Genomic DNA, 12,354 nt, shown 5'->3' on the forward strand with positions numbered 1-12,354 from the left:
CGCCAGCGTTCGTCCTGAGCCAGGATCAAACTCTCCAAAGAATTTGATATAGCTCTTAAATTGACGAAGCTTGCGCTTCATTCAAAAATGGTAAAACTTATTTTTGCCTCATCGTTCAGTTTTCAAAGTTCGTCAGTTTAAATGGTGGGCCTAAGTGGACTCGAACCACCGACCTCACGCTTATCAGGCGTGCGCTCTAACCGGCTGAGCTATAGGCCCATAAAAAGAATGGTGCACCCTGAGAGATTCGAACTCCCGGCCTTTAGATTCGTAGTCTAACGCTCTATCCAGCTGAGCTAAGGGTGCATATGGTGCGGTCGAGAGGACTTGAACCTCCACGGTGTTAACCACCACTAGGCCCTCAACCTAGCGCGTCTACCGATTCCGCCACGACCGCAGCGTATAAAGTTAAAAAAGAAAATGGTGAGTCATGCAGGGCTCGAACCTGCGACCCTCTGATTAAAAGTCAGATGCTCTACCAACTGAGCTAATGACTCAAATAAAAAGCTGGGCTGGAAGGGATCGAACCTTCGCATGTCGGAATCAAAATCCGATGCCTTACCACTTGGCTACAGCCCAACGTAAATGGCGGTCTTGACGGGATTCGAACCCGCGATCTCCTGCGTGACAGGCAGGCATGTTAACCCCTACACCACAAGACCAGATTACGTTTTTATTTGAAATGGTGGAGGATGACGGGATCGAACCGCCGACCCCCTGCTTGTAAGGCAGGTGCTCTCCCAGCTGAGCTAATCCTCCATATATGGTGACCCGTACGGGATTCGAACCCGTGTTACCGCCGTGAAAGGGCGGTGTCTTAACCGCTTGACCAACGGGCCAGTGTATGTGTCTTCTAAGTAATTTAAGTGGCGGAGACGGAGGGATTCGAACCCTCGCACCGGTTTCCCAGCCTACTCCCTTAGCAGGGGAGCCCCTTATAGCCTCTTGGGTACGTCTCCAAAATAAAATGGCTCCGCAAGTAGGATTTGAACCTACGACCTACCGGTTAACAGCCGGTTGCTCTACCACTGAGCTATTGCGGAACGTTGCTTGAAATTATCGAAGTAACGATTTAAATTGTAACCGCAAACCAGAAACCTGTCAATCACTTTCTTAGAAAAACGTTTATTTCGCGTGCCGTCTCTCGGCGACTTCTATAAGATATCACGGCACAAAAAGACCGTCAACACTTTTTCTAAAAAAAATCAGGTAAAATGAAAAACATTTTACCTGATTCGAGTTTCTTCTTATTTAAGGCTCGGCGCAAGCATCGTTAAACTAATCCGTCCACGATCCACATCGACTTGTTCGATCCACACGGTCACGATGTCACCAACCGCCACGACATCTAATGGATGCTTCACATATCGATTCGATAATTTCGAAATGTGGACCAAACCATCTTGCTTCACCCCAATGTCTACGAACGCACCAAAATCAATAACGTTTCGAACGGTTCCTTGGAATTCCATGCCGACTTGAAGGTCTTCGAGACTCATGACGTCCGTGCGTAGTAATGGTTTCTGGATATCTTCTCGTGGGTCACGACCTGGTTTGGCTAATGATTTCAAAATGTCTTCGACTGTCGGAAGTCCCGCTTCTAGTTGTTCACTCAAAGCTTTGGCATCGACTTGTTGCAATCGTTCTCGAAGCGCGGCCGTACCGACCTCTGACTTTGAAGAACCGATCTCTTTTAAAATCGATAACGCAAGTGGATAGCTTTCTGGGTGAATCTCCGTCTGGTCGAGAACGTCTTTCCCGTTCATGATCCGTAAGAATCCAGCCGCCTGTTCAAACGCCTTCGCTCCGAGACGAGGTACTTTCTTAATTTCCTTTCTCGTTTCAAAGCGTCCATTCTCTTCACGATATGCCACAATATTTTTCGCCGTCGTTTTATTGAGTCCTGAGACGTACGTCAATAAAGACTCGGAAGCACGGTTCACATCGATCCCGACCATGTTGACCACGCTCTCGACGACGAACTCTAAGGAGGCTTTCAGTTTATTCTGGCTGACGTCATGCTGATATTGTCCGACACCGACTGATTGCGGGTCGACTTTGACAAGTTCCGCCATCGCATCTTGAATTCGACGTGCAATCGAAACGGCTGACCGTTCCTCAACTTTCAAATCCGGGAATTCACTTCGTGCGACTTCCGATGCCGAGTAGACACTTGCCCCCGCTTCGTTCACAATCGCGTAAGCAATATCACGTTCCGCTTTCTTCAACCAGTCGGCGACGAATTGTTCCGTCTCCCGTGAGGCGGTTCCGTTTCCGACGACGATAACCGAGATTGAATATTTCTTCGCGAGTCTCGTCAGTACTTTTTCAGCGCCGGCGATATCATGTTTCGGTGCCGTCGGATAGAAGACACCAACCTCTTCGACTTTTCCGATTTCATTGACGACTGCCCATTTACAACCAGTTCGATAAGCCGGGTCGATTCCTAGGACGACGACCTCTCGAAGTGGCGGTTGCATATAGAGTTGTTTCAAGTTTTTTGAGAAGACATCGATTGCCTGCTCTTCTGCCTTTTCTGTCAGCTCCCCACGAATCTCTCGTTCGATGGCGGGGAAGACCGACTTCTTGTATGCCTCCGTCACAGCTACCTCGACAACCTCACGCTTTTCTTTCGGAAGTCGTTCGTATGTACGGAGGGCTTGATCCATGAAGCGCGACTCGTCAAACACCACCTTCACTTGGAGCACGTCCGTGCGTTCCCCACGGTTCAAGGCGAGTACACGGTGCGGGACAATGCCAGCAATCTTCTCTTCATATTCATAATACTGCGCAAAAATCTCTTTTTCGTCTTCCGCTTGTTTTTTCTTCTTCGAGCGCAAGAGTCCTTCTTTTCGTACACGATCGCGAAGCATCTGGCGCAGTTTCGCTTCTTCGCCCCATTCTTCGCCGATGATCGCATGAACGAGCGGCAACGCCTCTTCTACCTTGACGTCTTGAGAAAGTTCTTTTACCTTGTCCGAAGAATAGGGTGATTTGTCCCGGAACCAGTCCGCAAGCGGCTGCAGTCCTTTCTCACGTCCCTGTTCTGCTTTCGTGCGTCGTTTTGGACGATAGGGCAAGTAGATGTCTTCCACTTGTTGAAGGGTTGTCGCCGCCTCTAACGCTTTCGTTAGTTCAGGCGTGTTTTTTTCCAACTCTTCTAATTTAGCCAGGACATCCGCCTTGCGTTTTTGCAGGCTCTCTTCATATTGAAGAGCATCCAAGATTCCTTTAATTTCAACTTCGTCCAAATTCCCCGTCATTTCCTTCCGATAACGGGCCATGAACGGAATCGTTGCCCCTTCAGATGCGAGCTGCTGAACCGTCTCGACTTGGTTCACTTTCAAGTTTAACGCGTTAGCCACTTTCGTAATCACTTAAATCACTTCCTTTTTTGATCTCTTTCAAAGTGTAGCAAACATTCAAACAAAAAAGCGATGACTCGATTAGTCATCGCTTGAGAATACTTCATTGAGTGGGACCTTGATGGCTTCACGCAGCTTTTCGAGTGCTCGCCGTTGCAAACGGGACACATGCATCTGCGAGATTCCAAGAAGTTCTCCTGTCTCTTTTTGACTCATATTCTTATAGTAGGCGCATTCCAAGATGGCGCGTTCACGCTCGTTTAAGACATTGAACGCTTTCTCTAAAATGAGACGCTGGTCGACTGATTCGTACCCGCGCTCTTGGCTACCGACCAAGTCGAGTAATGTGACCGTACTACCTTCGTTATCCGCTTCGATTGAACTATCAACCGACAAGGCTTGATAACTTTTGCCCATCTCGAGCGTTTCGAGAATTTCTTCATCGGAAACGCCGAGATGATCGGCAATTTCATCGATTCGTGGCGAACGTTGTAATTCGGTCGTCAACTCTTCGACCGTCTTTTTAATCTTTGGTCCGAGTTCTTTGATTCGACGCGGTACGTGGACACTCCACGTCTTGTCGCGAATAAATCGTTTGATTTCCCCGATGATGGTCGGGACAGCAAACGATTCGAAGCTACGACCAAATTCCGGGTCAAATCGACGAAGTGCCGCCAATAACCCAATCATCCCAACTTGTACGAGATCGTCATGAATCGCACGACCACGCGAGAATTTACGCGCGAGTGCTTCAACGAGGTCAGAATAGCGGTTGATGAGGAGCATTTGCACTTCTTCGTTTTGATCGTCTTGTTGATAGCGTTCAATCCACTCTAGTACCTCGTCATCACTGTGATGGCGTTGTTGAGATTTTGCTGGCACTCTGATCCACCTCGTCCCTATTGAGGAGTTTTGTCATCGTCACTTTGACACCGTTGTCTTTATTGATTGAGACATCGTCCATTAATGCTTCGATCAAGAAGAGACCAAGTCCTCCTTCATGGAGCGATTCAATTTCGGTCGTCTCTTCGACCGGAGCGGCTTGACGCTTCACATCATCTGCGAACGTCTTGCCGGAATCCTCAATCGTGATTTCAAGACGATCTGCATAGACGCCACAAGCGAGTTTGACCTCTCCATCTTGATGATCGTCATAAGCATGTTGGACGGCGTTGCCACATGCTTCCGAGACCGCGATTTTAATATCTTCGATCTCGTCGTACGTATATCCCATACGGTTAGCGATTCCTGAAACGACTAATCGAACCACACCGACATATTCGGGTTTGGCCGGGAACGTCATGACCGTCTGTTCAACATTATTCATTGCGTGCCACCTCTTACGTTCGAATTAATAGAAAGAAGTTTGTGAAGACCCGTCAATTCGAACAGACGATTGACTCGGTCTGTGACTCCGACAAGTGACAACTCTTTTTCGTTACGCGTGGCAATCTTTAATGCCCCGACGAACACGCCAAGACCTGTCGAATCCATATACTCCACTTCGTCTAAATGAACGACCACATCTTGCTCACTGATGGCCGGATGCAATACTTCTTTCAATTTTGGTGCAGTATATGTATCCACTTCTCCGGATACGTAAAGGTGTAATTGTTCTCCAATGACTTGCTCGCGAATCGCTAAATCCATCGTCTATTCCCTCCTAAATGTCCGTACAGAAAAATTGAGTACGATTAACTTAAATTCCCCTCTAACAAAATCTTAAACCACTTTTTTTAAAAAGTTTAAAAAAAGACCGATACCTATGTACCAGTCTTATCTATGTAAGGCTAGAGAGGGATCAATCCCATACTGATCTCTAGCGCTCTGTCCACTTTATGCATCGTCTCATCATCGAGATGAGTGACTTTATCCGTCAGACGACGCTTATCAATCGTTCGAATCTGTTCAAGCAAAATCACAGAATCTCGTTCGAGTCCGTGCTTCTCTTGATATACTTCCACATGAGTCGGCAGTTTTGCTTTTTGAATCTGAGCTGTAATCGCAGCGACAATGACGGTCGGGCTAAAGCGATTGCCGATGTCGTTCTGTACGATGAGAACGGGTCGAACGCCACCTTGCTCTGAGCCGACTACGGGCGACAGATTCGCATAAAACACGTCACCACGCTTTACGATCACGTTGCTCACACCCCACTTACTTGACGTAAGAGAGCGTGTTCGGCTTCGGTTTCAATCATTAGCATCTCTTCTGCCATATTCAAGTTAAACGCGGCCATCTCTTGATAGCCTCTCGCCAATTCTTCACGCAGTGTTTGTTGTCGATCAGCAATTTCTTTAGACAAGTATGTCACTACATCGTTCAAGGACAGTGTTTCACGGTCTTTCATCGAAATCGGACCCCCTTGTTGCGAGAACCGATCTGGGACGGACGCTAGCGCACCCGCAGTTCGCTGCTTCAACATCTTACACCTCCAGAATCGTTTCATGGACTGGCGGAAATTCTCCCGCGTTCTTTATCAATATAACACGCGGGAATGGGAAAATATAGAGAAATCGAGAAAGAATTCAGATAATTTCACACGATTTATGATTCACACATAAAGACGTGGCAATCGGCTCGTGAATTGGCAAACGATCTCATAGTTGATCGTCCCAAGATATGAGGCGAGTTCATCAATGGCGACGTTTCCACCGACAAGGGTCACGTCCGTCCCTACAGGAAACTCCTTTGGAAGTCGGATCATGAAGCGGTCCATACAGACGCGTCCCACGATCGGACAACGAATCCCATTGACCTCCACTTCAAATCCGCTCGCCTTTCGTAACCAGCCGTCCGCATATCCGACCGGAACGGTACCAATCCATTCATCGGCTGACGTTGTATACGTCGCGCCGTAACTGATTGTCTGACCTGCCTCTAGCCGCTTCACCTGCATGAGCTGACTTTTTAGTGTGAAGGCCGGGCGCAGGAACGAATAGAATGTCTCCATCTCACGTGACGGATATAACCCATAGAGCGCGATGCCGACACGAACCAGATTATAAGGAACGTCTTGTCCGGCCATTCGGATGGCCCCGGCCGAGTTCGACGTATGGATATAGCGGAACCGCTCGTGGAGACCATCCATCAAACGTTCGAACCGCTCTTGCTGTGTATAATACAGATTGCTATCGAGCTCATCCGCCGTTGCGAAGTGGGTATAGATTCCTTCCACCACAAACGAATCGGTCGCTTCTTCAAGTAAGGCATCCAACTGTTCACGGGTACGAAGTCCGAGGCGTCCCATCCCGGTATCGACTTTGATATGAACCGTCAACGGCTTTTCTTCTATATATGGAGCTGCCTCTCGTAACCATTCGGCAGAAAATACGGACAACGTGATCCCCTGTTCTGCCGCCACTCCGGCATATTCAGGGAATTGCGCTTCCATGACGAGAATCGGTGCTTCGATTCCCGCATCGCGGAGTTCGAGCGCTTCCTCGAATAACGCGACCCCGAGCATCGTCGCTCCGTTCTCCAGGGCGATCTTCGCCACTTCGATGGCCCCATGTCCGTAGGCATTCGCTTTGACGACCGCCATGAGGTCCTGCGGAATCCGTCTCGTTAATTCTTTTATATTATGGACGATGGCCGCCCGATCAATCTCGATTCGACTAGGACGAAACATGATGTCCCTCCTCTTCTAAGATGACTTGTGCGATGGCGTATGTTTGACTATGGCTGATGCTGACATGGATTTTCCCCGCAAACGGCGCGGTCATGACAGGTCGACCCGTCTCATCCGGTAAAATTTCAATATGACGCCAGGATAACCCGTGTGCGATGCCAGTCCCGATTGCCTTGGCGTAAGCTTCTTTCGCGGCAAAGCGACCCGAGACAAACTCGATTTGACGCGGGAGCGGATACTGTTGAGACAGTTCATATTCCGCATCGGTGAGCAGCCGTTTTAAAAAACGTGGTTGTTTCATCGAGCGAGCCATCCGATCAAGCTCGACGATATCGACTCCGATTCCTACAATCACAGGACACTCGCTCCTTTCCTTTTTTCCCCGTTTCCTTATACAATTGAGGAAAGAGGTGATGTTATGTTTAGTCGTACGGAAAATGTTCAAACGTTTGTACGGGCATATCCACTCGTAACGCTGTTCATTGTAATCCAACTCCTTGTGTTTGTCATCGATTCTTTCGCTCCTGGTTTACGAATCGTGGCGACGGGAGGGTCGTTCCATTTGGCACTCGCGGACGGACAATGGTACCGCTTGGTCACGGCCAACTTCATTCATTTGAGTCTCGGTCACTTGCTGTTCAACTCGTTCGCACTGATCATCTTCGGACCGGCGATGGAACGAATGGTCGGACACGTGAAATTTGCCTTGTTTTATGTATTCGCTGGAGCGCTCGCCAACCTGCTCACGTATTTCACTGTCAGTAACTTGTTTTATCTACAAGCCGGGGCGTCAGGCGCCATCTTGGCCATTCTCGGATTCTACGTATTCATCGGTCGTTTCCGTCGCACGTTGATGTACAGCCAAGATGCCCGCTTGGTCTACATCTTCGTCGCTATCAGTGCCGTTTTCACATTGATTGGTTCGAACGTTTCCCTTTGGGGACATGTGTACGGGTTCTTGGCCGGATTCTTACTTGCCATCCCACTCTCACGTTTCACCGTCCCGTATACGCGCCCGATGCGCTACGGGAAGTATAAGCAACGTTCGTACACGCCCCCTGTCATTCATTCCGGGGACGGAAAGTGGTTTTTCTACATCATCATCGGACTGGCCATCTTCGGATTATTGGCACAGTTCTTATAAAGAAGGTACGAAAAATGGCCAAGCGAAATCGCTTGGCCATTTGATTAGATTTGATTTTTATGACGAGCCTCTTGAAGCGCATCCACTAAGTCTTTCACGTCTTCGACGAGGTTTTGAATCGTATCTTGGTTTTCTTCGTAAAGCGATTTCCATTCCATGACACGGTCTTTCAAGTTGCCTTTCGATGACGCTTGTAGACCGACCGCATGTGCCTCAGTCGACGTATTCGATGATTTCAACTTCGACTTGATGCCTTTCAGTTGTCTCACTTGTTGATCGCGCGTTTCGCTATGGAGAAGTGATGCTGCTGCGCCGATTACCGCACCCGCAGCCATCCCCAACCAGAAATAATTCTTGTTCATAAAAATCCTCCCCTAACATGACGTTATCTTTTATTATAGATTATCTGACTCACTGACGACATAGTGTTTTATGACGGGACCTGCACCGCGCTGTTCGACCGCTCGCTTCAAGCGGTCTTCAAGGATTGCATAGTCCTCTGTATCACGAAAGTGTTTCCCACCAGACGTGAACTGAATAAAGACGACGGCATGATTATCATCCGGGTCGACACCTAATCGGTATGCCGAAAACCCATCATGACTGACACCGAGTGGCGCCTTTTCCGTCAACAAGTGGTGAAACAACAGGGAGCGGGCATTCTCATCTGCCGGAACGTTCGCGTATAAAATGTTCCCTTTTTTCACGAATTCGCCCGACGCCTCTTCAATTTCAAACACTTTACCGCTCTTGAACGGAGACTTCTCTCCTTCTGCGAGCAAAATCGTTTCGTGTCCATTCGCCGCGATGACGCCTGGCTCCTTTCGAAGACGTTCCGCCACGCTGCCTGACGCAAAAGTCATATAGAGCTTAGACAAGTTCCTCACACCCTTTCGCGAGTGTGATGTCTTTCTCCGTAATGCCCCCTTCGTCATGGGTCGAGACGGTCAATGTCACGTTCCGATATTCAATCAAGATGTTCGGATGATGATCGAGCGATTCAGCCAAATCTGCTACAAGATGCACGAACTGAATGGCCTCCGGAAATGTTTCCAGCCGATACGTCTTTTGAATCTCCCCGTTCACTTCTTCCCAACCGTTCAACCGTGACAGTTCCTCTGTCAATTCACTTTGCGATAATACCATCGTCACAATCCCCTTTCCCTATACAGTCTACTGTCTTAATCTACCCAAACCGAAGAAAAATAATCTTCCGTGCATGATGTATAATGAATTAGAATGAGATGGACAGCCATCATTTTCATTACGAGAGAGGAGCATCTCCCATGCGCGCATTGATTGTTATTGATTATACATTTGATTTTATCGCAGACAGTGGTCGTTTGACTTGTGGGAAACCCGGGCAAGAGATTGAAGAACGGATCGTCGAATTGATCGGGACATTCGCAACGGATGACTATGTCGTCATCGCGAACGACGTCCATGATGCAGGTGACACGTTCCACCCTGAAACGACGTTGTTCCCACCGCACAATATCCGCGGGACAGAGGGCCGTGAGTTGTACGGTTCTGTGAAGGAAGCTGCAAAACAGGCAGACCACTGGATTGATAAGACACGTTATAGTGCCTTTGCCGGAACTGACCTTGACCTGCGTCTTCGGGAACGCGGAATCACAGAAGTTCATCTCGTCGGTGTCTGCACGGATATTTGTGTACTCCATACAGCCGTAGATGCCTACAACCTCGGTTATCAAATCGTCGTCCATGCCGATGCCGTTCAAAGCTTCAACCCGGTCGGCCATGAATGGGCGCTCGAACATTTCGTCACAACACTCGGTGCGACAGTCGTCGGAAAGTGACGTAAAACAGAAAGGAAATCATATGTTACATCGTAATTTAGCCCTTCACACAGATCTTTATCTTCCACGTTGGATGTATATTTACTGGAAGCAAGGTCGCCATAATGAAAAGGTCGTCTTCGACCTTTACTATCGCTCGAATCCATTTAGTGGTGGTTATGTCGTCTTCGCCGGACTCGAGAATATCGTTCACTACTTAGAGAACGTCTCCTTTACGGAGGCGGACATCACCTATTTGAAAGAGCAACTCGGATTCGAAGATGAATTCGAAGACGTCTTACGGAACTTCAAGTTCACTGGTTCACTATATAGTGTTCGCGAAGGAGAAGTCATCTTCCCACATGAACAAGTCGTTCGGATTGAATCGACCATCTTTGAAGCGAAGCTGTTCCAAACGGCGCTACTCAATATCGCGAACCACGAATCACTCATTGCCACGAAGTATGCACGCATTCGTCAGGCTGCTCCGAACGAGACACTCCTTGAAGGAGGAGCTCGTCGCGCGCAAGGTGTCGATGCGGCTTACTACGGAACACGTGCGGCTTACATCGCTGGTTTTGATGTGACAAGTCTCGTGTCAGCCGGTCGTGACTTTGATGTCCCGACAGGAGGAACGATGGAGCATGCCGACATTCAGTTCCACGATGATGAATTGAGCGCATTCCGTTCGTTCGCTGAGATGTACCCGGACAACACAAGCCTTCTCATCGATACGTATGACACACTCAAATCCGGTCTGCCGAACGCGATTACGGTCGCAAAAGAGCTCGAGGCGAAGGGCCATCGTCTCAAGTCAGTACGACTCGACTCTGGGGACCTCGCCTACTTGTCGAAGCGTGCCCGGAAGGCGTTGAATGAAGCAGGGCTCGACTACGTCAAAATCGTCGTCTCTGGGGATTTGGATGAGTATGTCATCCAGGACTTACGAATGCAAGGCGCAGAGGCCGATACGTTCCTCGTTGGGACACGCGGCATCACGGCTTACGAGCAGCCGGCACTCGGGATGGTCTATAAGCTCGTCGCGCGTGAGGATGAATCTGGTGAATTAAAGCCGGTCATCAAAGTATCTTCTTCCAAGGTGAAGACGACGACTCCTCACAAGAAAGAGTTGTATCGCATCATCGACAACGAAACGAAAAAGTTCAAAGGCGACTATATCGCCCTCGCCGATGAACCGGTCGAATCGTACACCGAGATCGACTTGATTGACGTCCGTGACCCGGCCTTCAAGATCAAGACACGTAACTTCAACGTGAAACGCTTGTTGCAACCAATCTTCCTTGATGGGAAACGCGTATACGACCTTCCAAGCACAAGTGAGATTCGTGCATATCATCACGAGCAGATGAACGGATTGTGGGAAGAGTACAAGCGTCTCCGTTTACCGGAAGTGTATTCGGTGACATTCAGCAAGCCACTATGGGATTTAAAACTCGATATGATTCGCAAAACGCGGGTACCAAAATAAAAAAACGGCTGTGGGTGCATACCCACAGCCGTTTTTTTATACCATCGTCATCTCGCCTGCTTGGCTTTGATCTTCTTTTCTCCGAAAGTAAAGCGCAATCGACAAAGAGAGCAATATCAAGACAAAATAGACGGTCCGTTGCCAAAACGTCGCTTCGGTGTCTCCTTGGAACAACGCAATGATATAATCGCTCCCACTGACTAAAAACAATCCGGCAAGCAAGAGAAAAATCCGATAGCCGGCCCGACTCCGCTCCCGTTTCACTTTGAAGAAAAGGACACCATAATAGACGATTGCGAGAATCGTCACATACCCGATTACGCCAACAACCCAACTCATCTTGATGCCTCCCTCACTCTCTATTTTTCTGTTTCTTCCCCGTTATCTTAACACATTCTATTCCTCAGACTGTGTTAAGATGGTCTAAAGAAAACGCGGAAAGGAACGATCCCATGAAAACGTTTCGCCTCGTCCAAGTCCGACTCGTCCAAGACGAATACGGCAATGAACTGAATTTACCGATCGATTTACTCGATGGGTTAATCATCTCGAAGGAGCACGATTCAGAATGGCTCCTCGAAATGCTCGTGCCGACCGAGTCGGCTGTCACGCTCCATCATTACTTAAACAAACGCATCCTCATCCTCGCTGAAGCCGTCATCACGTCGCCAACGAACGCCCCGGCTGCGCTCGCACTGACGTTCACGAGCGAGAGGGCCTTGAACGACCATCATACGTTCGTCGCTGAAGGACTCATGTTGATGCCGAAACAAGACGCGACGAAGCAAGTACTCGATTCGTTGATCCAAGATGGCGTCGCCACCTCGAATTTAAAGCCCGCCTTCTTCGAGAAAAAAGTCGAAATGCAACAATCGTTCAGTCGCTCCGCTTTCAATCAATTGGTCAAAACCGGGTCATTTGAATAA

Annotated in this window: 16 protein-coding genes and 10 tRNA genes; 4 read left to right on the forward strand and 22 right to left on the reverse strand. The window is 48.6% G+C overall.

The window, feature by feature from the left end; all coding sequences use genetic code 11:
* Positions 1–142: 142 nt before the first annotated feature.
* From KNO71_RS12535 to acpS, 18 genes are all read right to left on the reverse strand, one after another.
* Positions 143–219 (reverse strand) — tRNA-Ile (locus KNO71_RS12535).
* 10 nt (positions 220–229) lie between these two features.
* Positions 230–306 (reverse strand) — tRNA-Arg (locus KNO71_RS12540).
* 3 nt (positions 307–309) lie between these two features.
* Positions 310–397: transfer RNA gene (locus tag KNO71_RS12545), tRNA-Leu, on the reverse strand.
* 24 nt (positions 398–421) lie between these two features.
* A tRNA-Lys gene (locus tag KNO71_RS12550) sits at positions 422–497 on the reverse strand.
* A gap of 10 nt (positions 498–507) precedes the next feature.
* Positions 508–579 (reverse strand) — tRNA-Gln (locus KNO71_RS12555).
* A 7-nt stretch (positions 580–586) separates the two neighbouring features.
* Positions 587–662: transfer RNA gene (locus tag KNO71_RS12560), tRNA-Asp, on the reverse strand.
* Positions 663–683: 21 nt separating this feature from the next.
* Positions 684–759 (reverse strand) — tRNA-Val (locus KNO71_RS12565).
* A 5-nt stretch (positions 760–764) separates the two neighbouring features.
* Positions 765–839 (reverse strand) — tRNA-Glu (locus tag KNO71_RS12570).
* A 28-nt stretch (positions 840–867) separates the two neighbouring features.
* Positions 868–959, reverse strand: a tRNA-Ser gene (locus tag KNO71_RS12575).
* 9 nt (positions 960–968) lie between these two features.
* Positions 969–1,043: transfer RNA gene (locus KNO71_RS12580), tRNA-Asn, on the reverse strand.
* 204 nt (positions 1,044–1,247) lie between these two features.
* The gene (locus KNO71_RS17870) at positions 1,248–3,377 is read right to left on the reverse strand and encodes a Tex family protein (RefSeq protein ID WP_214688865.1); all 2,130 of its coding nucleotides are present in this window, start codon (positions 3,375–3,377) and stop codon (positions 1,248–1,250) included.
* A gap of 69 nt (positions 3,378–3,446) precedes the next feature.
* Positions 3,447–4,247 carry an RNA polymerase sigma factor SigB gene (gene sigB, locus KNO71_RS12590; protein WP_015880560.1) on the reverse strand — a complete coding sequence of 267 codons (801 nt, stop codon included), beginning with the start codon at positions 4,245–4,247 and terminating at the stop codon, positions 3,447–3,449.
* Positions 4,213–4,692, reverse strand: a complete 480-nt coding sequence (gene rsbW, locus KNO71_RS12595; RefSeq protein WP_015880559.1) for an anti-sigma B factor RsbW — start codon at positions 4,690–4,692, stop codon at positions 4,213–4,215. The genes sigB and rsbW overlap by 35 nt, the downstream gene beginning before the upstream one ends.
* On the reverse strand, positions 4,689–5,015 hold the full coding sequence (locus KNO71_RS12600) for an STAS domain-containing protein (RefSeq protein WP_015880558.1): 327 nt from the start codon (positions 5,013–5,015) through the stop codon (positions 4,689–4,691). Before KNO71_RS12600 ends, rsbW begins: the two co-directional genes overlap by 4 nt.
* Before the next feature lie 140 nt (positions 5,016–5,155).
* The gene (locus KNO71_RS12605; RefSeq protein ID WP_026824472.1) at positions 5,156–5,506 is read right to left on the reverse strand and encodes a type II toxin-antitoxin system PemK/MazF family toxin; all 351 of its coding nucleotides are present in this window, start codon (positions 5,504–5,506) and stop codon (positions 5,156–5,158) included.
* Positions 5,507–5,511: 5 nt separating this feature from the next.
* Positions 5,512–5,790 carry a hypothetical protein gene (locus KNO71_RS12610; RefSeq protein WP_078146158.1) on the reverse strand — a complete coding sequence of 93 codons (279 nt, stop codon included), beginning with the start codon at positions 5,788–5,790 and terminating at the stop codon, positions 5,512–5,514.
* Between the two features lie 129 nt (positions 5,791–5,919).
* A complete protein-coding gene (alr, locus tag KNO71_RS12615) occupies positions 5,920–6,996 on the reverse strand; it encodes an alanine racemase (protein WP_214688866.1) in 1,077 nt (358 codons plus the stop codon).
* Positions 6,983–7,351, reverse strand: coding sequence for a holo-ACP synthase (acpS, locus tag KNO71_RS12620; protein WP_031424460.1), 369 nt, complete (start codon positions 7,349–7,351; stop codon positions 6,983–6,985). The genes alr and acpS overlap by 14 nt, the downstream gene beginning before the upstream one ends.
* A gap of 63 nt (positions 7,352–7,414) precedes the next feature.
* On the opposite strand from acpS, the gene KNO71_RS12625 reads away from it, so the two are divergent.
* Positions 7,415–8,140: a rhomboid family intramembrane serine protease gene (locus tag KNO71_RS12625; RefSeq protein ID WP_078146156.1), complete on the forward strand. Its 726-nt coding sequence runs from the start codon at positions 7,415–7,417 to the stop codon at positions 8,138–8,140.
* 44 nt (positions 8,141–8,184) lie between these two features.
* Here KNO71_RS12625 and KNO71_RS12630 read toward each other — a convergent pair whose 3' ends face one another.
* Genes KNO71_RS12630 through KNO71_RS12640 form a run of 3 tightly spaced genes read right to left on the reverse strand, consistent with a single transcriptional unit; the run spans position 8,185 to position 9,286 of the window.
* Positions 8,185–8,502: a hypothetical protein gene (locus KNO71_RS12630; protein ID WP_015880545.1), complete on the reverse strand. Its 318-nt coding sequence runs from the start codon at positions 8,500–8,502 to the stop codon at positions 8,185–8,187.
* Positions 8,503–8,535: 33 nt separating this feature from the next.
* Complete coding sequence (locus KNO71_RS12635) at positions 8,536–9,018, reverse strand: hypothetical protein (RefSeq protein WP_240499776.1); 483 nt, start codon at positions 9,016–9,018, stop codon at positions 8,536–8,538.
* Positions 9,011–9,286, reverse strand: a complete 276-nt coding sequence (locus tag KNO71_RS12640) for a 4a-hydroxytetrahydrobiopterin dehydratase (protein WP_078146155.1) — start codon at positions 9,284–9,286, stop codon at positions 9,011–9,013. Before KNO71_RS12640 ends, KNO71_RS12635 begins: the two co-directional genes overlap by 8 nt.
* A 140-nt stretch (positions 9,287–9,426) precedes the next feature.
* On the opposite strand from KNO71_RS12640, the gene KNO71_RS12645 reads away from it, so the two are divergent.
* On the forward strand, positions 9,427–9,960 hold the full coding sequence (locus tag KNO71_RS12645; RefSeq protein WP_074034877.1) for a cysteine hydrolase family protein: 534 nt from the start codon (positions 9,427–9,429) through the stop codon (positions 9,958–9,960).
* A 22-nt stretch (positions 9,961–9,982) separates the two neighbouring features.
* A complete protein-coding gene (locus tag KNO71_RS12650) occupies positions 9,983–11,428 on the forward strand; it encodes a nicotinate phosphoribosyltransferase (protein ID WP_078146154.1) in 1,446 nt (481 codons plus the stop codon).
* A 36-nt stretch (positions 11,429–11,464) separates the two neighbouring features.
* On the opposite strand, the gene KNO71_RS12655 is transcribed toward KNO71_RS12650, so the two are convergent.
* Positions 11,465–11,767 carry a hypothetical protein gene (locus tag KNO71_RS12655; RefSeq protein WP_078146153.1) on the reverse strand — a complete coding sequence of 101 codons (303 nt, stop codon included), beginning with the start codon at positions 11,765–11,767 and terminating at the stop codon, positions 11,465–11,467.
* A 113-nt stretch (positions 11,768–11,880) separates the two neighbouring features.
* Here KNO71_RS12655 and KNO71_RS12660 point away from each other — a divergent pair, with 113 nt between their 5' ends.
* Positions 11,881–12,354 (forward strand): YwpF-like family protein, encoded by a 474-nt coding sequence (locus tag KNO71_RS12660; protein WP_031424441.1) that lies wholly within the window; start codon positions 11,881–11,883, stop codon positions 12,352–12,354.

It is taken from the genome of Exiguobacterium sp. s163 (assembly GCF_018617135.1).
Classification (GTDB): Bacteria; Bacillota; Bacilli; order Exiguobacteriales; family Exiguobacteriaceae; genus Exiguobacterium; species Exiguobacterium profundum.